This is a genomic window from Epilithonimonas zeae (assembly GCF_023278365.1).
In the GTDB taxonomy this organism is placed as follows: Bacteria; Bacteroidota; Bacteroidia; order Flavobacteriales; family Weeksellaceae; genus Epilithonimonas; species Epilithonimonas zeae_A.
The window spans coordinates 211,951-231,769 of record NZ_CP075338.1 but is presented as its reverse complement, the minus strand read 5'-3'; the positions used below and the strand labels follow the sequence as shown (position 1 = coordinate 231,769).

Annotated in this window: 20 protein-coding genes; 9 read left to right on the top strand and 11 right to left on the bottom strand. The window is 34.6% G+C overall.

The window, feature by feature from the left end; all coding sequences use genetic code 11:
• Window positions 1-22: 22 nt before the first annotated feature.
• Window positions 23-1,060: a DNA polymerase III subunit delta gene (holA, locus tag KI430_RS00940; protein WP_248876427.1), complete on the bottom strand. Its 1,038-nt coding sequence runs from the start codon at window positions 1,058-1,060 to the stop codon at window positions 23-25.
• An 8-nt stretch (window positions 1,061-1,068) separates the two neighbouring features.
• Here holA and KI430_RS00935 point away from each other — a divergent pair, with 8 nt between their 5' ends.
• Window positions 1,069-1,503 (top strand): type I restriction enzyme HsdR N-terminal domain-containing protein, encoded by a 435-nt coding sequence (locus KI430_RS00935; protein WP_248876426.1) that lies wholly within the window; start codon window positions 1,069-1,071, stop codon window positions 1,501-1,503.
• 78 nt (window positions 1,504-1,581) lie between these two features.
• A complete protein-coding gene (locus tag KI430_RS00930; protein WP_248876425.1) occupies window positions 1,582-4,068 on the top strand; it encodes a hypothetical protein in 2,487 nt (828 codons plus the stop codon).
• A gap of 107 nt (window positions 4,069-4,175) precedes the next feature.
• Here the strand turns inward: KI430_RS00930 and KI430_RS00925 are convergent, their stop codons facing one another.
• The 7 genes from KI430_RS00925 to KI430_RS00895 all read right to left on the bottom strand — a co-directional run bounded on the left by KI430_RS00925 (window position 4,176) and on the right by KI430_RS00895 (window position 10,106).
• Entirely contained in the window at window positions 4,176-5,183 is a 1,008-nt protein-coding gene (locus tag KI430_RS00925; RefSeq protein ID WP_248876424.1) for a VWA domain-containing protein, read from the bottom strand.
• Window positions 5,184-5,187: 4 nt separating this feature from the next.
• On the bottom strand, window positions 5,188-6,177 hold the full coding sequence (locus KI430_RS00920; protein WP_248876423.1) for a VWA domain-containing protein: 990 nt from the start codon (window positions 6,175-6,177) through the stop codon (window positions 5,188-5,190).
• A gap of 32 nt (window positions 6,178-6,209) precedes the next feature.
• Window positions 6,210-7,166: a BatD family protein gene (locus tag KI430_RS00915; protein WP_248876422.1), complete on the bottom strand. Its 957-nt coding sequence runs from the start codon at window positions 7,164-7,166 to the stop codon at window positions 6,210-6,212.
• A 36-nt stretch (window positions 7,167-7,202) separates the two neighbouring features.
• Complete coding sequence (locus KI430_RS00910; RefSeq protein WP_248876421.1) at window positions 7,203-8,063, bottom strand: DUF58 domain-containing protein; 861 nt, start codon at window positions 8,061-8,063, stop codon at window positions 7,203-7,205.
• 45 nt (window positions 8,064-8,108) lie between these two features.
• A complete protein-coding gene (locus KI430_RS00905) occupies window positions 8,109-8,498 on the bottom strand; it encodes a four helix bundle protein (protein ID WP_248876420.1) in 390 nt (129 codons plus the stop codon).
• A gap of 126 nt (window positions 8,499-8,624) precedes the next feature.
• The gene (locus tag KI430_RS00900; RefSeq protein ID WP_248876419.1) at window positions 8,625-9,098 is read right to left on the bottom strand and encodes a hypothetical protein; all 474 of its coding nucleotides are present in this window, start codon (window positions 9,096-9,098) and stop codon (window positions 8,625-8,627) included.
• A gap of 3 nt (window positions 9,099-9,101) precedes the next feature.
• The gene (locus KI430_RS00895; RefSeq protein ID WP_248876418.1) at window positions 9,102-10,106 is read right to left on the bottom strand and encodes an AAA family ATPase; all 1,005 of its coding nucleotides are present in this window, start codon (window positions 10,104-10,106) and stop codon (window positions 9,102-9,104) included.
• A 188-nt stretch (window positions 10,107-10,294) separates the two neighbouring features.
• Between KI430_RS00895 and KI430_RS00890 the strand changes: the two genes are divergently transcribed.
• The 7 genes from KI430_RS00890 (at window position 10,295) to KI430_RS00860 (ending at window position 16,815) form a co-directional block, all read left to right on the top strand.
• Window positions 10,295-10,771, top strand: coding sequence for a DinB family protein (locus tag KI430_RS00890; RefSeq protein WP_248876417.1), 477 nt, complete (start codon window positions 10,295-10,297; stop codon window positions 10,769-10,771).
• Between the two features lie 66 nt (window positions 10,772-10,837).
• Window positions 10,838-11,236: a hypothetical protein gene (locus KI430_RS00885; protein WP_248876416.1), complete on the top strand. Its 399-nt coding sequence runs from the start codon at window positions 10,838-10,840 to the stop codon at window positions 11,234-11,236.
• Between the two features lie 157 nt (window positions 11,237-11,393).
• Window positions 11,394-12,146 carry a 23S rRNA (guanosine(2251)-2'-O)-methyltransferase RlmB gene (rlmB, locus tag KI430_RS00880; RefSeq protein WP_074235231.1) on the top strand — a complete coding sequence of 251 codons (753 nt, stop codon included), beginning with the start codon at window positions 11,394-11,396 and terminating at the stop codon, window positions 12,144-12,146.
• A 136-nt stretch (window positions 12,147-12,282) separates the two neighbouring features.
• The gene (locus KI430_RS00875) at window positions 12,283-13,335 is read left to right on the top strand and encodes a DUF6263 family protein (RefSeq protein ID WP_248876415.1); all 1,053 of its coding nucleotides are present in this window, start codon (window positions 12,283-12,285) and stop codon (window positions 13,333-13,335) included.
• 18 nt (window positions 13,336-13,353) lie between these two features.
• Complete coding sequence (locus tag KI430_RS00870) at window positions 13,354-13,587, top strand: hypothetical protein (protein ID WP_074235232.1); 234 nt, start codon at window positions 13,354-13,356, stop codon at window positions 13,585-13,587.
• A gap of 102 nt (window positions 13,588-13,689) precedes the next feature.
• Window positions 13,690-16,221, top strand: a complete 2,532-nt coding sequence (locus KI430_RS00865) for a YfhO family protein (RefSeq protein ID WP_248876414.1) — start codon at window positions 13,690-13,692, stop codon at window positions 16,219-16,221.
• Between the two features lie 90 nt (window positions 16,222-16,311).
• Window positions 16,312-16,815, top strand: a complete 504-nt coding sequence (locus KI430_RS00860; RefSeq protein ID WP_248876413.1) for a GNAT family N-acetyltransferase — start codon at window positions 16,312-16,314, stop codon at window positions 16,813-16,815.
• A gap of 48 nt (window positions 16,816-16,863) precedes the next feature.
• Here KI430_RS00860 and rpsO read toward each other — a convergent pair whose 3' ends face one another.
• The 3 genes from rpsO to KI430_RS00845 form a co-directional block, all read right to left on the bottom strand.
• On the bottom strand, window positions 16,864-17,133 hold the full coding sequence (gene rpsO, locus KI430_RS00855) for a 30S ribosomal protein S15 (RefSeq protein WP_072999133.1): 270 nt from the start codon (window positions 17,131-17,133) through the stop codon (window positions 16,864-16,866).
• Between the two features lie 241 nt (window positions 17,134-17,374).
• Window positions 17,375-18,670, bottom strand: a complete 1,296-nt coding sequence (gene thrC / locus KI430_RS00850) for a threonine synthase (protein WP_248876412.1) — start codon at window positions 18,668-18,670, stop codon at window positions 17,375-17,377.
• Between the two features lie 106 nt (window positions 18,671-18,776).
• A complete protein-coding gene (locus KI430_RS00845; RefSeq protein WP_248876411.1) occupies window positions 18,777-19,712 on the bottom strand; it encodes a homoserine kinase in 936 nt (311 codons plus the stop codon).
• Window positions 19,713-19,819 lie beyond the last annotated feature (107 nt).

Sequence of the window (19,819 nt, the reverse complement as noted above, 5' to 3'; positions counted from 1 at the left end):
TGTTTAGTTTTTTGGCTTTGATTTAAACCTTCATTTTCAGTTCATCAATTTTTATGATTTTGTACACCAATTCTTTGTAAATTTCTTCATCTTCCATTTGTCTTACGCCAAGGCCTTTCGATTTCAAATCCATTTCACGAAGAATAGAAATAACTCTGGTTGCGTGCTTCAACGGATAAAATCTTGCTGCTTCAGAATAATCTTTAATTGCATAAGGATTCACACCCATTGTGGAAGCTATCGTTTGAGGAGATTGACCGGACAAAGTATGATAAATAATAATGTTGGAAAAGAAGTTGTAAAGCGCACCAAAAGCCATTTGCACGGGATTCGATTTTTTGTTCTTTCCCATATAATAAGCAATGCTGAAAGCTTTTGCCTGATCTTTAGTCGCCAATGCTTTCTGAAGTTCGAAAATGTTAAAATCTTTACTAATTCCGATATGTTCCTCAATAATTTTTCCGTCGAGAACAGCGCCGTCTTTTAGAACGATTTTAAGTTTGTTCAATTCATTCGCAATTCTGGAAAGATCATTCCCAAGATATTCTGCCAAAAGGTGACTGATGTTAGGCGCAGATTTGATTCCCATTACGGTCATTTCTCCTTGGATCCAAGTTGGGAGCTGATAATCTTTCATCTTCTCGCTGGTGAAAAGCATTCCGGATTTAGCCAAAGTTTTAGCCGCTTTTTTTCTGGCGTCCAACTTTTTGTGTTTATGAGCAAAAACCAAAATGGTTGAAGGAACAGGGTTTTCCAGATAAGTTTCCAAAGCTTTGGATTCCTCTTCATTCAGCTTCATATCCTGTGCTTCTTTCACTATGATGAGCTGTTTGTCTCCCATCATTGGATATTGTCTCGCCAGAGAAAGAACTTCCAGATAGTTGGTATCACGGCCGTACGCAATCGTTTGGTTGAAGGCTTTCTCATCTTCTTCCAAAACATCCTGCTCAAAGTGTTTGACAGCCAAATCGATATAAAAAGCCTCATCGCCCTGAAAAAAATAAACCGGTAAGAGTTCTTTATTTTTAATATTTTTGAGGATAATATCTATTTCTTTCATCTTAAAGTATGCAGGTTCCGAAGCTAAATTTTGATAACACGTTCGATTTTCAAATCAAACAAGACAAAGATACATTTTTTATCTATGATTTGGTTCGGAAAAGCTGGCTTGCATTGACTCCTGAAGAATGGGTAAGACAGCATTGGCTGCATTATTTTCGGTTTGTGAAGAAGAAAAATTTGTCGTCATTAATCCTTGAACAAAAGCTGGAACTGAACGGAACAACAAAAAGAATCGACCTGCTCATCACAGAAAAAACAAAACCAAAAATCCTCATCGAATGTAAAGCGCCAAACATCGCTTTGAAAGAAGTTCACTTTGAACAAATTGCACGTTACAACAGTTTGCTTGGAGCTGAACAAATTATCATCAGTAACGGTTTACATCACATTTTTGCAGAACATACAGCAAACGGTTACAAGTTTCGGAAAGAGATGATATAATCTTAACAATAATGGTTTATAATTTTGGAATAAGTATTGATTATGAATAATTGAATATAATTCTTATTCCAAAAAAGGATGATTGAAAAAACTACCAAACCATCTAAACTGAAAAAAACATTGATAATTATAGGCAGCATTATTTTTTTGCTGCTCTTGATTTTCCCTTTTGCGCTGGACTTTTATCTGAAAAGAAAATTACCAGACCTCATCAATGACAAAACAGCTTACAACTTAAAATTAGACGATTTTAATCTGAGTTTATTTTCAGGGGATTTGACTGCTAACAATATTTTCATCAATAATAAAAACGTTAAAGATTCTACGGTTACACAAATCAATGGAACTGTGAAGGAATTGAAAATCGAGGATTTTAGTGTTTGGAAAGCGGTTTTCGGTAAAACTTATAAAGCCCAAGATATGGTTTTGGGTGACCCAAATATCGTCATTGTTTTCGCTCCGAAAAAGGATAAAAAAAATAAGAAGAAGAAAAGATTGGATATTGCTTTGGAAAATATTATTGTTTCAAATGGCAATGTAAAAATCCTTAATTCTTATAAAAAATCTCTTTTCAATGGACAAAATGTGAATATCAAACTCACAGATATCCAGCAAAGTGAAGATGATTCTAAAATCCCGATTGCTTTCAAAGAATTCAAAATCGATGCGCAAAATGTAATCATCACAGCTAACGATTTTTATCAAATCAATGCCGAAAAAATCTCTGCTAAAAATAAAACGCTGGAGATTCTGGGATTCCATCTTAATCCAATTCAGGGTGCTAAAAATTATAATGCCAAGAATATTTTCGATTTTGCTTCTGAGGAACTTTCTGCTAAGAATTTTGTCATCAACCAAGATTCTTTGATTGTTGATGAAATCGATTTTGTGAAACCTGACTTGAAAGTCACTTCTACCGGAAAGAAATCTGTGAAAACGAATAACAAAAAAGAAATCGATTTGAAAATTGGCTTGAAGAATATCAATTTCAGTCAAGGGAAAATTTTGGTTTTACAATCTAATTTGCAGAAAACGGCTTCTATTGACAACTTCAATTTCAAACTCAGTGATATTGTTTTTGATAAAAAAACAGTGAAGGAAAAAATTCCATTTAGATTCACAAATCATAATATCGAAGCGGAAAATATTTATTTCAAAGCAGACCAATTTCAAGCTTTAAAAATTGAAAAAATCAAATCGGAAAATCAAGATATTGCGATTGATAAATTTCAGTTGATTCCTATTGGAAAAAGCAATTATAAAGATATTCTTGACATCAAAACTGATAAAATTTTAATCACAAAAAATCAATCCAAATATATCGGTCAAAAGCTGATTCTCAACTTTACAGGAATAGATGTTGTAAATCCGAAAATTAAAATCTATTCTTCGAAAAATAAATCAATCAAAAAAAAGAAAGCAGAAACAACACCGGATTTTCAAGCTTTGATTGGTAAATTCAATATCATTAATGGACAATTCCGACAATATTCTGACGGGAAAGAAAAATTGTCTGTGGCAAAATTTGATGTGAATGTGAATTTGAATCAAATAAAATCAGATAAAAACATCCTCAAACAAGATATCCCTTTCGAAATCAAAAGCCGACTGATTACAGCAAAAAACATCAATCTGGATGCGGGCAAACATTACCGTCTGAAAGTGGCTTCTTTTAAAAATCATGGCAAACAAACCGATTTACAGAATTTTGAATTCCTTCCAAAATATTCCAGAAAGGCTTTCAGCAAAGTGATTGCTAAAGAAGAAGACCTTTATACCATCCGGACAAAACATATTGCGATTACGGACAGAGATTCTAGAATTGGGAAAAATACGGTTATCAATCTGGACAAAATCATCATCACTCATCTGGATTGTAATATCTATCACGATCTTGCGCCACCAGATGATAATGCTGTGAGATACTTATTCAGCAAGAAATTGAGAGATATAAAATTTCCACTTTTTGTGAATAAAATTCAGATTCGGAATTCGGATTTGACTTATGAAGAAGACGCTGAAAATGCGAATAAACCGGGAAAATTGACTTTTGACGACTTCAATGCAACCATCAAAAATGTGAATAATACGAAAATCAAAGGTTTGCCAACTTTAATTACGGTTGACTCTGATTTTAAATTTTATGGAACTGCGCCAACAACTGTGACTTGGAAATTTGATGTGAAAGATTTGGATGATAAATTCACGATTGTTGGGAATATTCAGAAGTTATCCGCTGATAACGTAAATCTTTTCGTACGACCTTATTTGAACGTGACTTTGGACGGAAAAATAGACTATGTGAAGTTTGATTATTATGGTTCTAATGCAGGAATTGCAGGAAAATTCTATTTCAAATACAAAGATATGTACGTGAATTTCCTCAACAAAAAGAACGGAAAAGAACGAAAAATCCTAACCACTGTTGCCAATTGGTTTGTAAGAAACGAATCGACCGGCGAACCTGAACACGTGAATATCGAGAAGAAACGTGATCCGGAAAGAAGCTTTTTCAATATGCTTTGGCAAGGGATTATGGAAGGTTTGAAGAAGTATGTGATTTAATTTTTTAACCACAAAGTCACAAAAGTATTCCACAAAGAGCACAAAAATTGAACAAAACTTAGTGTTCCTTGTGCAAAAACCTTGTGTTCTTTGTGTTTAAAATATGTTTAGAGGTTAAAATCTCTCTTCGGATTAAACAGGAAAATCAAAAAGAAAAAGAATACAGAAACCGCCAAGAAATATTGGTAATAATGAACCGCAGACTGCGAACTAATTGTGGTAGAAGTGGAATTGGTGGACTTGTGAAGTTCGCTTAACAGATTAGTTATCGTATGATCCAGATTATTTCCGTCCAGGTAATTACCACCAGTTGAAGAGGCAATATTATGAAGCGCTTTGGTTTGTAGTTTTGACACTACAGTTTCGCCATAAATATCTGATTTGTAGCCCATCAATTGCCCGAAATAATACTCCGGAATTGGCGCACCTTCTTCTGTTCCGACACCAATCGTCGTCACTTTTATTCCTTCTTTTTTCGCCAGATTAATAGCTTCGTCTTCGTGACCTTCATTATCTTCGCCATCACTGATTAATACGATATTTCGGGAACCTTTTGTAATATTTTTAAATTTCTGAGCTGCGATTTGAATTGGTTTTAGGAAATCCGTTCCTTGGTTTTGAACAACGCTCGTTTCAATTCCCAAAAGATAATTTTCCGCCGCCGAATAATCGCTGGACAAAGGCATCACAGAATAAGAATCTCCTGCAAAAACAATAATTCCTACTCTATCGTTAGTGAGTTTTTGAAGTGAATTGATGATAATATTCTTAGCTTCTTCTAATCGGCTTGGCTGAACGTCTTGAGCATTCATAGAATTGGAAACATCCAGAACGAAAATCGTACTGCTTACATTTTGTTTCACGCTAATTTCTTCTTTTCCTGCCAAAAGGTCGATAATAGAAAATATCAGAAATAAAAAACCAAGCAAGTACAACAACGGAAATAATTTGGCAAACCAAGAGGTTTTTTCAAACAAAACATCCTGAAATCTACCTTCTGCAAAAAGGTCACGCTTTCGGTTTTTCCAACGTATATAATGGATGATAAAGTAACCAATGACAGGCAACAAAAGAAGTAAAAAAAGATACCAGTAATTTCCTAAATACCAATTCATCTGCTTAATTCAAAATTTTAAAAATTACCCATCTCAACAATGCATCCAACAACAAGAATCCTAAAGCTACCCAAAGAAATATCCTGAAATATTCTTCATAATTATATAATTTGGAAGTTTTGACTTCGGATTTTTCTAATTGGTTGATTTCGTCATAAACCGTTTGCAAACTGCTGTTAGAAGTCGCACGGAAATATTTTCCGCCAGTCAGCTGAGCAATATCCATCAACGTATTTTCATCAATCTGAGTTTTGGTTTCTGTGAAAACCAATTCACCAAAAATATTGGTCGCCGTTGGCATCGCTGCATATCCATTACTCCCGATTCCTACAGTATAAACTTTAATGCTATTATTTTTCGCCAATTCTGCAGCAATTTGTGGAGGCATTGCATTGATAACGGTATTCACACCATCGGTCATCAAAATGATGATTTTACTCTTGGCCTTGCTCTTTTTAAGGTGATTCACAGCTACAGAAAGTCCTTCTCCGATTGCAGTTCCCGGTTGTAATTCCAAAGGATTTAATTGATTCAATTCATCAATCACTACTTGATGGTCGGTTGTTAAAGGAACTTTAGTATAAGCTTCTCCCGAATAAGCCACCAAACCAATCCTGTCATTTTCTCTCTTCTTAACAAAATCTATGGCGATTTTCTTCAAAGCTTCGAGTCTGTCCGGATCCAAATCTTTGGACAACATACTGAGTGAAACATCCACAGAAAGCATAATATCAATTCCTTTAGTTTCATCTCTATCTTGCGAAACTGTGTAAGTTCTTGGTCTTGCCAAAGCAATAATTAACGCTGTAAGAATGAAATATTTTGAGACTTTCAGAAACTTCATCACCAACGAAATATTTCCGCTTGGTCGCATATTACTCACAGAAGGCACAGCAATTCCTCTACTCTTTTTCTTGCCAGAATCCAATATCAACAAAGGAATGAACAAAATAAAAAGCAGTAAAAACCACGGACTGTAAAACTCGAAATTCACGGATTGATTATAAATGATGGTTGATAAATGATTTATTTGAGCTTTCGTAATTTGGATTGGTCTTCATCTGAGATTTCTGTGACAGAATTATTTCGCAGATTTTCAGCCTCTACATCTTTGGTAGAACGTTTTACAAAATCTCTGATTTCTGTGAAGTCTTTTGACATTATCTCTTTTGTAGGAATGGTTTTCGCAAACTTAACCAAATCACTTCGTAAGAAAATATCTTCTACGATTTTTTCATTTTCCTGTGAAATTGCATTGGTATTTTTCATATAATCCACCAAATCATCTGTCAGCAAAACATCTGCAGGAATCTGATATTGTTTAGTGATAAATCCTCTGGTAATCTCAATTAACTCCACATAGAAAGCACGGAAGTTTTCGTTTTCGATATAGTTTTTCTTTCTCAGTTTCTCCAAATCTTTCAAAGTCTGATTGGTTGTAACCGCCGGACTATCTTTGCGTTTTCTTCCCCATTTTACGATACCGATGATTAAAATAATGATTGCAACAATGAGGAGAGCTAAAAGAACATAGAATTTATACATTTCCCAGTAATCCTGGACATTTAGTTCCACTTCTTTGTTCTTCATAATGTCATTAATCTGGTCGCCTTTTTTGGCTGTATTAATGACTTCAACTTCGTATGGAATGGTTTTTAGAATTTCATCACCAACTTTGATTTCGATTTCTGGAATTGTAAATTTTCCTTCCTGGAAAACCGCGAATTTTACCGAACGCAGATAAATATCTTTCTGAACAGCAATACTGTCATTCACCATTTCGAAATGAAAGGGCAATAACTCATTTCGTGCCGCAATCTGAACATTCTTTCCATCCAAATCCAAAATCTGAATTTTAAAAACCGCTACTTCGCCCAAGGCCAAAGTAGTTTTATCAAGACTGGAAGTTAAAGTCTGACCAAATCCAAAAGAAGAAATGATAATGAAAAGTGAGAAAAATAATTTGAAAATTCTGTAAGGCATTTATATAATTATCGGTTGAAGGTCTTAATTGTTTAATTACTTTCTAAAATATTGATACAAAGATTTGCTATAATCATCAGAAGTTTTAATATCTAAAAAATGAGCCGAAGAATTCTCGAATTCATCTTTCACTTGTCGCATTTTTTGTTTTTGTTGTTCTGCAAAATCGTAACGCCATCTTGCGCTGGACGTATTAGCCCAGATTTGTTTTCCTGTTTCAGCATCACGGAAAAGCGCATAACCAATATCAGGAATCTCCATATCTTTTTCATCAAAAACCCTAAGTCCCAAAACCTGATGCTTTCTTGCAGTGACATTCAGAATTTTTTGGTCAAACTCATCCTCGAAATCAGAGAAAAGGAAAACCAGAGATTTTCTTTTGAAAACGCTCATCATATAATTGAAAGCAACATCCAAATTAGATTTTGAAGGAACATAATCTGCAGACAAAATATTGCTGATAATCGACAAAACGTGTTTTCTGCCTTTCTGAGGCGGAACTACTTTCAGAACTTTGTCAGCGTATAAAATTAATCCAACTTTATCGTTATTTCCAGCAGCCGAAAATCCTAAAGAGGCGCAAACTTCGGCAACATATTCTCTTTTCAGCTGGGTTTTGGTTCCATAGTCCATCGATGCGGAAATATCGACAACCAACATCATTGTCAGCTCCCGTTCCTCCTCCATTACTTTTACGAATGGTTCGCGAAAACGTGCTGTTTTGTTCCAATCGATTCGTCTTGTATCGTCTCCGAATTGATATTGGCGAACTTCCGAAAAAGTCATCCCCTGACCTTTGAAAGCGCTGTGATATAGCCCCATAAGTGATGCTTCCGTTTTCTTTCGAGTCCGGATTTCTATCTGCTTTACTTTTTTGACAATGTCCTGTATATTCAAAGTTTTGAGTTTTATGTTTAAGGTTTTTTAATTCTACGTTTAAATTTATTTATACTTTGAGCCCTTCATTTCACTACTGCTTAGATAATTAATAAAAGCGCCAATTCTTTTGCTTAAAATTTCAGTTTGTTCAATCAATATTTCGAATTTGTCTTTTGAAATAAAATTTCTATCAAAAACTCTGTACAATTGTGACCTGGTTTCTCCGCAAGAAGCTTTTGAAATTGAAAGAAATTGAATAAACTCTTTATTACCATTTCTTTCAAAACCTTCAGCAATATTATCCATTATTGAACCCGAAGAACCATCAATTTGATTACAAAGTCTATAATTATTTTTAAGATTTGTTTCTTCTATAATTTGATAAATCTCTTTGCAAAGTTGTCTGGATAATTGCCAAATTTCTAAATCTTCAAACCTTTTAACCGTTGACATAAACTTTGAATTCTAAACTTTAAACTTTGAACAAATATTTTTTTGGCGGTCATCGGTTGATAGTTTTCAGACATCTCATCTATAAAAGAATTCGACGAGTGACCACTATCAACAGATTAACCAGATTTAATTAATTAAAACATCTTCATTATTTACTACAACGAGTTTATATTCTGATGATTCATTATAATTTTCAGGAGTCATAAATATTTCTTTGCCTAACAGTTTTGAAATGGTCATCATATATTCAACAATAGAATTATGTTGTTCTAAATCACTAACATCGTTTGGCCAAATATCATTTTCAATTTCTGTATCTGAGAAAAAATAACATTTGAAAACTACTTTGTTAATCAAAAATTCAGCATTTAAAACAGAATCAAGAGTATTTTCCCAATATTCGACAACTTTCTGAAAATCTATTTTGTTATTACTAATTTCTTTTCCTGCCTTATTATAATAGATAAATTTAACTTCATAATTTTCATTAATATAATTTATCCATTTTTCCCAATCAGCTTTGGTTGAATCCAAAACATAAATATCTCGAAGTGAACCATCGGAATAATATACATTTTGTTTGATATTCTCCCAAGTCATATTCTAAGGAGCTTGTATTTTTCCTAAAATTTTATTGACTATATCATCTTGAGAAACTTCCTCAGCTTCAGCTTCAAAGCTCAATCCGATTCTGTGTCTCAAAACATCTTTTGCAATTTCTTTCACATCTTCAGGAATCACAAACGCTCTTCCTTTGATGAAAGCATAAGCTCTGGACGCAATTGCCAAGTTGATACTTGCTCTTGGCGACGCTCCAAAACTGATATAATTTTTGATTTCGGACAATCCGTATTTTTCTGGAAAACGGGTTGCGAAAACCATATCCAGAATATATTTTTCGATTTTCTCGTCCAGATAAATTTGATTGATGAGTTTCTTGGCTTCAACAATTTGATTCAGATCCACTACTTTTCTGATTTGCGGAATATCTTGAGTCGAAATCATTCGCATCACTTTTCTCTCGTCTTCAAACTCAGGATAATCTATTTTACACTTCAGCATAAAACGGTCGGTTTGCGCTTCCGGCAAAAGATAAGTTCCTTCTTGGTCAATTGGATTTTGAGTTGCTAAAACTAAGAATGGTTTTGGCAAAGGCATTGTCTCATCACCGATGGTTACTTGCTTTTCCTGCATAACCTCAAGCAAAGCAGACTGAACTTTGGCAGGTGCACGGTTAATCTCATCCGCTAAAACGAAATTAGCAAAAACAGGTCCTTTTTTTATAGAAAAATCGTTGTCTTTGACATTGTAAATCATCGTTCCTACAACATCTGCAGGCAACAAATCCGGTGTAAACTGAATCCTGGAGAACTCACCATCAACAGCCTCGGACAAAGTTTTGATTGCTAAAGTTTTAGCCAATCCGGGAACACCTTCCAAAAGAACGTGACCATTGCCCAAAAGTCCTATCAAAAGACGGTCAATCATATATTCCTGACCAATAATAGCGCGGTTGATTTCTTGTTTTAAAATAGAAAAAAAGTAATTCTGTTCTTTTACTTTTTCGGTAAGTTGTCTGATATCTTCTGCTTGATTCAATTCTGACATAGTAAATCTTAAAAATATAATTGGTAAATTTCATATAAAAACCCGCAACAGCAAACACAATAATTGCTAATCTTGCGTTAAATATTTGTTAAAACACAGATTGATATAAAAAATCCATAAAAACACGTTAATAAAATAGTGTTACACACATTTTTCTTACATTTATCAATTAATAACAAGAATTAAAAATGAATTATCATTTTGCCAATCATAGACAGGTCAGAAAAAACTTATTAGACATTTTACAAAATACGTCCGAAAAAGATTTACTTACTATTCCCGACGGATTCAACAATAATATTTACTGGAACATTGCTCATTGTGTTGCTCAACAGCAATTACTTTGTTATTATCTGAGCGGAAACCAATTCCGAATCGACAAATATTGGGTGGAAACTTACAAAAAGGGAACTTTTGCTAACGTGGATGTAAAATCTTCTGAAATGGAGGATTTGGCCTATCTTTTAATTGAAACTTCAAAAATTTTGATGAAGGATTTTGACAATGATTTTTTTCCCGATTATACGCCTTATTCCACAAGTTTCGGAATTGATTTGAAAAATATTGAGGATGCCATTATTTTTAATAATATGCACGAAAGTATCCACTATGGTTATATTTTGGCGCAGAAACGAGCTTTGATTGGGGAAGGACTGAGTTTATAAATGATGAATGATAATTGATAAATGATTTCAATGAATCTGCGATATTTTTTTCCGATTTTAATTCTAATGATTTTATCTTTTTCAAAATCCGAAAATGAGCGATTCAAATATTATCAATCAATCAGTAAAACTCAGGAAATCGAAGTTCTATATCTTACTTGGGAAGACACTTCTCTTCCTAACTTTGTCAAAGTTTCTGATTATCAAAAACATGTAGACAAAGCAGATTTGTTTGAACATTGTTTTTATGTTGATTCCAAAGACCCAGAAAAAAGGAAATTTAAAATTCCAGTTACTACGGATAAACTGATTAAGAAAATCCCATTGACATTAAAAGGAAAATTCTACAAAACCAAACAGTTTGATGATACTTTTCCCACACCTCTTTTTGAAGATTTGAGGAAAACCGGTGATTTGAAATTCAAAACTGAGAATGATGAGTTTCTGGTTTTTGTTCTGGATTAAATCATCAAAACATAAATCAAACATTCTACAAAATCAAAAGTCACACAAGTAATTCATTAAACTTTTGTGACTTTTGTGGTTTAAATCTGAAGTTTACAATTTTCTTAAGATAAAACTAATCCCAAAAACCTTACTTTTGCAAAACAAATTTTTATAAATGAACGAACAGAAAAAAGATGATTTCATCTTCGGACTCAGACCTGTAATGGAAGCTTTGGAAGCTGGAAAAACAGTGGATAAAATCTTTGTCCAAAATGCTTTGCAAGGCGAAATCTATATAGAACTGAAACAACTTCTTGCTAAACACAACCTGCGTCCAAACTACGTTCCTGTAGAAAAACTCAACCGTTTTACAAGAAAAAACCATCAAGGTGTGGTTGCTTTCATTTCTGACGTTCCTTTTTATAAAATCGAGGATGTTTTACCTCAGCTTTTCGAAGAAGGAAAAACACCTTTCATCCTGATTCTTGACAGATTGACCGATGTCAGAAACTTTGGAGCCATTTGTAGAACTGCAGAATGTGTTGGAATCGATGCAATTCTGATTCCAGAAAAAGGTGGCGCGCCAATTAACTCAGATGCGATTAAAACTTCAGCTGGAGCCATTTATAACATCAAGATTTGTAAAGAAAAAAACCTCGCTCATTCGGTGGATTTTTTACAGCAAAGTGGCATCAAAGTGTTTTCTGCAACAGAAAAGGCGCAGAAATTGATATACGATGCAGACTTCACAGAACCGTGTGCAATTGTGATGGGAAATGAAGAAACTGGGATTTCGAAAGAAGTACTTCATCATTCGGACGAGAAAATAAAACTTCCGATAGAAGGTAAAACCCAGTCTCTGAACGTCTCTGTAGCCTGTGGCGCGATTCTTTATGAAGCCGTAAGACAGAAAATTATTAATAACTAAAAGATTTATTTGGGCAACTTATCCGCCTTCCGCTCCCAATCTTTTTGTTTTTTTTACAAAAAAACAAAAAGGATTTCCGCTCAAGTCGGGTTGCTGCAATTCAGTGTTCAAAAAAATCTTTTATCAAACATCAATTATGAAAAAAATAACAGCGCTTGCGCTAATCGCTATAACATTAGTAGCTTGTAAAAAAGAAACCAAAACCGTTACAAGAGTTGACCCAAAAACAGGAAAAACCGAAACTGTAACCGTAGAAGTTTCTCCCGAAGAAGCTGCGAAACCAAAAGCAATTGCTGATAGCAGTGGGATTTACAAACAGAAATTCATTTTGGAAAAAGGGACTACTTATCCTTTAGTTTCTTACCAGAGAGAAATTCAGCAACTTACTTCGCCTGATGGAAAAACAGTATCCGGAACAAGCGAATCTACAGACGAAATGTCCATTACAGTGAATGATTTCAAAGACAACATCTATGACCTGACTCTTAATATGGTTGGGAAAAGAATGTCGAGTTCAGCCAACGGAAAAACAATGGTTATTGACACCAAACAAGCAGCTCCAAAAGAGGAAGGTTTGAAAATGGAATATATGATCAGCAAAGGTTTAGCAGGCAACAAACTGAATGTAAAAATGGATGCTTTTGGAAACATCAAATCCGTAACTGGCTTTGAAGCTATTCATAATAATTTGAGAAAAGCCATCGCAGGAACTATCAAAGACAAAAAGCAACAAGACGCCATTATTGAGAACTTCAAAGTTGGTTTCAATGAGGAAATGATGAAGGAGCAATTAGGTAAAAACCTTAAATTGATACCTTCAAAAGGTGCTAAAATTGGAGAAAAGTGGTCAACATCCGAAGATATCGACCCAAGCGGAAAACTGAAGCAAACTTTAACTTTCACTTTGGTAAAAGTTGAAGATGGAAAAGCAGAAATCAGCGTAACAGGTGTGATTCCGTCCAAATCTGATAAGCAATCCAAAGACGGAATGACGCACACGATGAGTATGGGCGGTTCTGAAAGTGGAAAAATCATCATCGATGAAAATACAGGCTGGCTTCTGAACCAGAATCTTTCTGTAAAAACCAACCAGAAAGAAACGTTGTCAGACGGAAAACAGACGCAAAGTATGACGAAAAACTCTACAACGTCTATCATCATTAATCCTTCTTATAAAGAAGCTAATTAATTTAAAATAATTATTAAAATGTTGAAACACATTTTTGAATTCATACTAGCAGTTATCATTATATTCTTCGTTTGGAATATTTTGAAAAGATTGTTTTTTAATGCGTTTTATAAAAATTTCCCCGCATTGAATCCTAAAAATCAACAGCAAAACCAACAACAAAGCAACTCTAAAAAAATGCCTAACCAAAAGGTAAAATGGGATGCGGAAACGGTGGATTATGAGGAAATAAAGGAGGAGAAAAAAACTTAGTTTAAATCTTAATTAAAATAAACACAAAACCTTTCAGATTTTTGAGTCCGAAAGGTTTTTTAATATTAAATTTGGATTTCGAAAATTTAAAGCAATCATTGTATGTTCAAAAACAACAAAAATCTAATATTCGTTCTTGCAAGTCTTGTCCTGTTTATTTTGCTGGCGGTAGTTTACGCCAATCCTGTGATTTCAGGAAAGCGATTGATGCAGCACGACATCGTATTTTACAAAGGTGGCGCAGAAGAACTTTTGCAATACCGTGCGAATAATGATAAAGAAACCTATTGGAGCGATGCAATGTTTGGTGGAATGCCGACTTATCAAACTGGAGCACAATTCCGTGGTGATGTCATCAAAAAAATTGATGATTTATTTTTGTTCCTTCCAAAACCTGCGAATTATTTATTCTTACTATTTGCCGGGTTTTTCTTTTTGGGAATGGTCGCTGTTAGAAATTGGAGATATGCTTTACTAGGCGCAACATTCTTCGGCCTATCCACTTATTTTTATATTATTATTGCGGCCGGCCACAATGGAAAAGTTCATACGATTGCTTATTTCGCTCCACTTTTAGCCGGAATTATACTCGTTTACTTTAGAAAAAAATACATTCTCGGATTCATTGTTACAGCGCTTTTTGCCGGTTTGCAGATTTGCGCGAATCACCCGCAAATGACTTATTATTTGTTCCTTGGATTAGGATTCTTATTCCTGTCCGAATTGATAAGAGCCATCAAAGGAAAAATTGAATGGAAACATTTCCTGATTTCGTCCGGATTGGTCGGATTAGCAGTGATCATTGGTGTTGGAATGAACTCCCAAAGAATTATGGCCAATGCCGAATATGTAAAAGAAACCGTTCGTGGAAAACAAATCCTAAATACAGGTTCTCATACAGCAGGAAAATCCGGAATGGACAAAGAAAGCATCACAATGTGGAGCTACGGAAAACTAGAAACTCTTAACTTATTCATTCCGAGATTAATGGGCGGAGGAAGTCAGGAACCAGGTTCTGACAAAATGATGGAAAAAGTGCAGGAATTAGCTCAGGAAAATATCAAATCTCAACAGGAATACGAAATGATGATGAAAGGTTTTGGAAGCCTGACTTATTGGGGCGACCAACCGAGCACATCTGGACCAGCTTATCAAGGTGCGGTTGTTTGTTTCCTGGCGATTTTAGGGTTTTTCTTTGCCGGAAAAAAGTACAGATATTGGATTTTAAGCGCATCGATTTTGACAATTTTATTAGCTTGGGGAAGCAATTTCTCAGTTCTTACGGACTTCTTTATCGATTATATTCCGATGTATAATAAATTCCGTGCACCGTCTTCTATCTTAGTCGTTGTCGAGTTTTTATTCCCGCTGATTGCGATTCTCGGATTGTACAAATTATTTACAGACGAAGATCTGACAGAAGAATACAAAAAGAAAATCTTGCTTTACGTTTCGGGAACAGTTCTAGGAATCACATTGATTCTGACACTTTTCGGAAAGGGAATTTTAGGTTTTTATACAGCTAATGAGAAAACTTATCTTCCGCCATTTCTATTAGATTATTTGGTTGGTGAAAGAGCATCAATGTTTCAGGCTGATGCTATCAAAGCAATTGTTTATGTTTTGATTACAACGGGCGCTTTGTTTTTAGGATTAAAGAAAAAATTGAAAGTCAACATTGTCTTATTAATTATCGGATTTGTTAGTTTATTTGACCTTTGGACCGTTAACAGACGCTATTTGAACGATGATAACTTCGTTGACAAAACATTTGCTGATTCGCCATTCCAGACCGAAAATTCGGAATATCTGATGAGCAAAGCCGGCAACGATTCGTTTGTTCAAAGTCTTTTGCAACAAACTGAGGTTAATAAAGCATTACAAACAATCGCTGAAAAAGATAAAGACCATTACAGAATTTTCAATAATATTCTATCAACTTTCAGTGAGACTAATACGTCTTATTTTAAATCTTCAATTGGTGGTTATCACGCCGTGAAATTGAGACGATACGATGACCTCATCAACAAATATTTCTCAACAACCGACCAGGTGAAAACAGTTAGAATCCTGAACATGCTGAATACCAAATATTTCTTAGTGGGTGACCAGCAAAAACCAGAAATTACACCTAACCCAGAAGCCAACGGAAATGCTTGGTTTGTTTCTGATATCAAATTCGTGAACAACCCAAACGAAGAACTTAACGAGACAGGAAATGTTGACACCAAGACTATTGCTGTGATTTCGAAAGATGACAAAGCTTATTTCAACGGAAAAAATATGGTTAAAGATTCAACTGCTTATCTGGATTTAAAAACTTATCAGCCAAACGAATTGTCATTTGAATCATCTTCTAAAACTTCTCAGTTAGCTGTGTTTTCAGAAATTTATTATCCGCACGGCTGGAATGTTTATTTGGATGGAAACAAGGTAGATTATATCAAAGCGAATTATCTTTTGAGAGCGCTTTATGTTCCTGCCGGTAAGCATAAAATCGAAATGAAATTTGAGCCGGCTGTTATCGAAAAAGGGAAACTATTCTCGATGATAAGTTTTGGATTGTTTATTTTGTTGAGTTTGATTGGAGTTTATTTTTTTGTTAAGAATTCTCGGAAGTCTGAGGTTGCTTAAGCCTAAAAACATTTGATAAAAACATAAAAAAGCAACTCAAATCGAGTTGCTTTTTTCATTAGATTTGAACATTAAATCAAAAAAAAACAAATGAAAGAAATTCTACAAACCGAAAGACTTATTTTACGAGAATTAAATACTGATGATGCAGAAAATTTCTACAAGCTAAACCTAAATCCAAATGTGATAAAATACACAGGAAATTCTGCTTTCAAAAATATTAATGAAGCCCAAGAGTTTCTTATAAACTATCAAGATTATAAACTCAATGGTTTTGGAAGATGGGCTGTGATTGAGAAATCAAGTAATGAATTCCTTGGCTGGTGTGGTTTAAAATATGATGGAAATCTGGATGAAACCGATATTGGATTTAGGTTTTTCGAAGAATGTTGGAACAAAGGTTTCGCAACAGAAAGTGCAAAAGCTTGTATCGGTTATGCATTTGAAACTTTAAAATTAAAGACAATAGTTGGAAGAGCAATGACAGAAAATATAGCTTCTATCAAAGTTCTTGAAAAAATTGGACTGAAGTTTGAAAAAGAATTTGATTTTGATGAAAATAACAAAGGTATGATTTACAAAATTTTAAAATAAAAAAGCAACTCAAATTGAGTTGCTTTAATTTTTTGCTTGAGCTTGGAATTATTTTCTGATTCCTAATTCAGCGATAATTGCTCTATATCTGTTGATATCTTTTTTCTTCAAATAATCTAAAAGAGCTTTTCTTTTACCTACTAACTTTACAAGAGATCTTTCTGTGTTGAAATCTTTGTGGTTAGCTTTCAAGTGCTGAGTCAAGTGGTTGATTCTAAAAGTGAATAGAGCAACCTGTCCTTCAGCAGTTCCTGTGTCTTGTGCAGATTTACCGTGCTTTGCGAAAATTTCTGCTTTTTTTTCTGTTGTTAAATACATTCCAATATTGTTTAATGATTATTATGTAATTCGGGTGCAAAGATAGGATTATTTTTCGGATAGATAACTGATTCTTAAAATATTTTATTAAAATAAATTCAATCTAATAACTATAGACTTTAATAACACAATTTTGTCATTCCGTAGGAATCTAGACTGTTGAGATTGACTTCGTCGAACCACTTCGTTAGGTTTCCTACGGAATGACAAACTAAATGTATTTATTATTTAGCTTTAGTGATTACTTCTCCTCTATCAAATAGTTTTTCACCGATTCAAAATCTGCAGAAAATTCTACTGACTGCTTATCTTTTTTGTTAAATGCTTCCAGCTTTTCAGGAATGATAACTTTTTCTTTCAGAACATCTTCCACCACTTCTACAAACTTTGCAGGATGAGCAGTTTCCAATAAAACACCAACAAAATCTTCGTTCGATTTTTCAGAATATTTTTCGATTCCAAGATAAGCCACCGCACCGTGTGGATCGAGCGTATAATCAAATTCATCTTTGACTTTTCTCATCGCCAATTTCGTTTCTTCATCAGAAAAAGAATAAGATTCAATGTATCTTTTGAATTCTGAAACATCATTATTGAATAAGCTTTTCATCCTCTCAAAATTACTCGGATTTCCCACATCCATCGCATTGCTTATTGTTTGTTTCGAAGGTTTTGCTTGGTAATTTCCGGTTTCCAAGAACTTCGGAACGACATCATTTTCATTAGTTGAAGCGATGAATTGATAAACAGGCAATCCCATTTTCTTGGCAAAAAGTCCCGCTGTCAAGTTCCCAAAATTCCCACTCGGAACTGAGAAAACAATCGGTTTTCCAAATTTTTGCAATTGAGCAAAAGCCCAGAAATAATAAAAAGATTGAGGAATCAATCTTGCGATATTAATACTATTCGCAGATGTTAAAGTGAATTTTAGATTCAATTCTTCATCGGACAAAATTTGTTTGGCCAAAGCCTGGCAATCGTCAAAAGTGCCATCGATTTCCAAAGCTTTGATATTTCCGCCCCAAGTTGTCAATTGTTTTTCCTGTAACGGACTCACTTTTCCTTTCGGATACAGAATATAAACTTCGATTCCCGGAACACCAAAAAAGCCCGACGCAACCGCACTTCCCGTGTCTCCAGAGGTTGCAGCAATGACTTTCATCGGTTTTCCTTCCGAGAAATAAGACATCATTCTTGCCATAAATCTCGCTCCGACATCTTTGAAAGCCATCGTCGGACCGTGAAATAATTCCAGTGAATAAATATTGTCTGAGATTTTAACCGCAGGAATTTCGAAGTTCAGAACCTCATCGATGATTTCTTTGAGATTATTATCCGAAATGGATTCGCCAAGAAATTCTTTTGCTACTCGAAATCCGATTTCTTGCAAACTTAGGTTTGGTAGATTTTCAAAAAACTCAGAATCCAATTGTGGAATATATTCCGGCATAAAAAGTCCGCCGTCATCTGCTAAACCTTTTAGAATAGCTGTTTTTATATTGGTTTGTTCTTGTTGTCTTGTTGATATGTATTTCATTTTTTTAGTAGTTAAAAGTGAGATGTGAAAAGTAAGAAAGCGGATAATAGATGAGATTATATATGTTACCTATTGGAAGTACTTCTGACTTCTAACATTTAACATCTTACTCGGAAATAACTCTCGCTCCTTCGCCATTAATTTTCGTTACGAATGCTTCGCTTTCTATGTTTTTTTGATTGAGTAATTCTTTTATTTTGAATGAAATTTCTTCTGCCGTTTCTTTCTTTTCACACAATGCAAAAACCGACGGGCCTGAACCGGAAATCCCAAAACCAATTGCACCGTTGTCCAAAGCCAGCTGTTTCATCTCATAAAAATACGGAATCAGCATCGCGCGAACCGGCTCTATAATAACATCTTCCATACTTCGACTAACCAAATCCAAATCGCCAGTACAAAATCCGGCAACCAATCCGGCGACATTTCCCCATTGCTGAACGGCGGATTTCAAACTGATTCTTTCCTTGATGATTTTTCTCGCCTCGCCAGTTGGAACATCTACGTGGGGATGAACGGAAACTACTGACAAATCTTTTGGATAAGGCAGTTTGAGCGCATCCAACGGTTCATAACTTCTCACCAAAACCAAACCACCCAAAAGCGCCGGCGCAACATTGTCGGCATGTGCATTACCACAGGCAATTCTTTCACCTTCCATTGCGAGAGGTAACAGTTCTTGTTTTGAATAAGGTTTCCCCATCAATTCATTGATAGCGACCAATGCTGCAACACTACTTGCTGCACTGGAACCCATTCCGCTGTTGAGCGGCATTTTTTTATAGAGTTCAATATCAATTCCCTGGTTGGAATTAATTTTTTCAAGAAACAATCGGATGACGTGTGAAACAACATTTTTGTTTGGGTCTTTGGGAAGTTTTCCATTATCACCTTCGATTTTTGTAATGATGATTTGATTAGAATCGTTCTTTTTCAAGATAATTTCGTCGCCTGGTTCTTCTATTGCAAAACCGAGAATATCGTAGCCACAAACTACATTAGCAACTGTAGCCGGAGCAAAAACTTTTATAGAATCTCTCATTCTAATGAATAATTAAAAATGAATAATTAATTTTTTTCTCTCGCAGATTTAAATGATTTGGCAGATGTTAAATTCTTAAATCTGCCAAATTTGCATAATCAGCGAGC

Bases quoted from the DNA above. Each gene is read 5' to 3' on its own strand.
- thrC (WP_248876412.1), bottom strand. From the start codon at position 18,670: ATGAAATACATATCAACAAGACAACAAGAACAAACCAATATAAAAACA.
- KI430_RS00865 (WP_248876414.1), top strand. From the start codon at position 13,690: ATGTTCAAAAACAACAAAAATCTAATATTCGTTCTTGCAAGTCTTGTC.
- holA (WP_248876427.1), bottom strand. From the start codon at position 1,060: ATGAAAGAAATAGATATTATCCTCAAAAATATTAAAAATAAAGAACTC.
- KI430_RS00905 (WP_248876420.1), bottom strand. From the start codon at position 8,498: ATGTCAACGGTTAAAAGGTTTGAAGATTTAGAAATTTGGCAATTATCC.
- KI430_RS00915 (WP_248876422.1), bottom strand. From the start codon at position 7,166: ATGCCTTACAGAATTTTCAAATTATTTTTCTCACTTTTCATTATCATT.
- KI430_RS00845 (WP_248876411.1), bottom strand. From the start codon at position 19,712: ATGAGAGATTCTATAAAAGTTTTTGCTCCGGCTACAGTTGCTAATGTA.
- KI430_RS00885 (WP_248876416.1), top strand. From the start codon at position 10,838: ATGATTTTATCTTTTTCAAAATCCGAAAATGAGCGATTCAAATATTAT.
- KI430_RS00900 (WP_248876419.1), bottom strand. From the start codon at position 9,098: ATGACTTGGGAGAATATCAAACAAAATGTATATTATTCCGATGGTTCA.
- rlmB (WP_074235231.1), top strand. From the start codon at position 11,394: ATGAACGAACAGAAAAAAGATGATTTCATCTTCGGACTCAGACCTGTA.
- KI430_RS00895 (WP_248876418.1), bottom strand. From the start codon at position 10,106: ATGTCAGAATTGAATCAAGCAGAAGATATCAGACAACTTACCGAAAAA.
- KI430_RS00860 (WP_248876413.1), top strand. From the start codon at position 16,312: ATGAAAGAAATTCTACAAACCGAAAGACTTATTTTACGAGAATTAAAT.
- KI430_RS00875 (WP_248876415.1), top strand. From the start codon at position 12,283: ATGAAAAAAATAACAGCGCTTGCGCTAATCGCTATAACATTAGTAGCT.
- KI430_RS00935 (WP_248876426.1), top strand. From the start codon at position 1,069: ATGCAGGTTCCGAAGCTAAATTTTGATAACACGTTCGATTTTCAAATC.
- KI430_RS00930 (WP_248876425.1), top strand. From the start codon at position 1,582: ATGATTGAAAAAACTACCAAACCATCTAAACTGAAAAAAACATTGATA.
- KI430_RS00925 (WP_248876424.1), bottom strand. From the start codon at position 5,183: ATGAATTGGTATTTAGGAAATTACTGGTATCTTTTTTTACTTCTTTTG.
- KI430_RS00870 (WP_074235232.1), top strand. From the start codon at position 13,354: ATGTTGAAACACATTTTTGAATTCATACTAGCAGTTATCATTATATTC.
- rpsO (WP_072999133.1), bottom strand. From the start codon at position 17,133: ATGTATTTAACAACAGAAAAAAAAGCAGAAATTTTCGCAAAGCACGGT.
- KI430_RS00890 (WP_248876417.1), top strand. From the start codon at position 10,295: ATGAATTATCATTTTGCCAATCATAGACAGGTCAGAAAAAACTTATTA.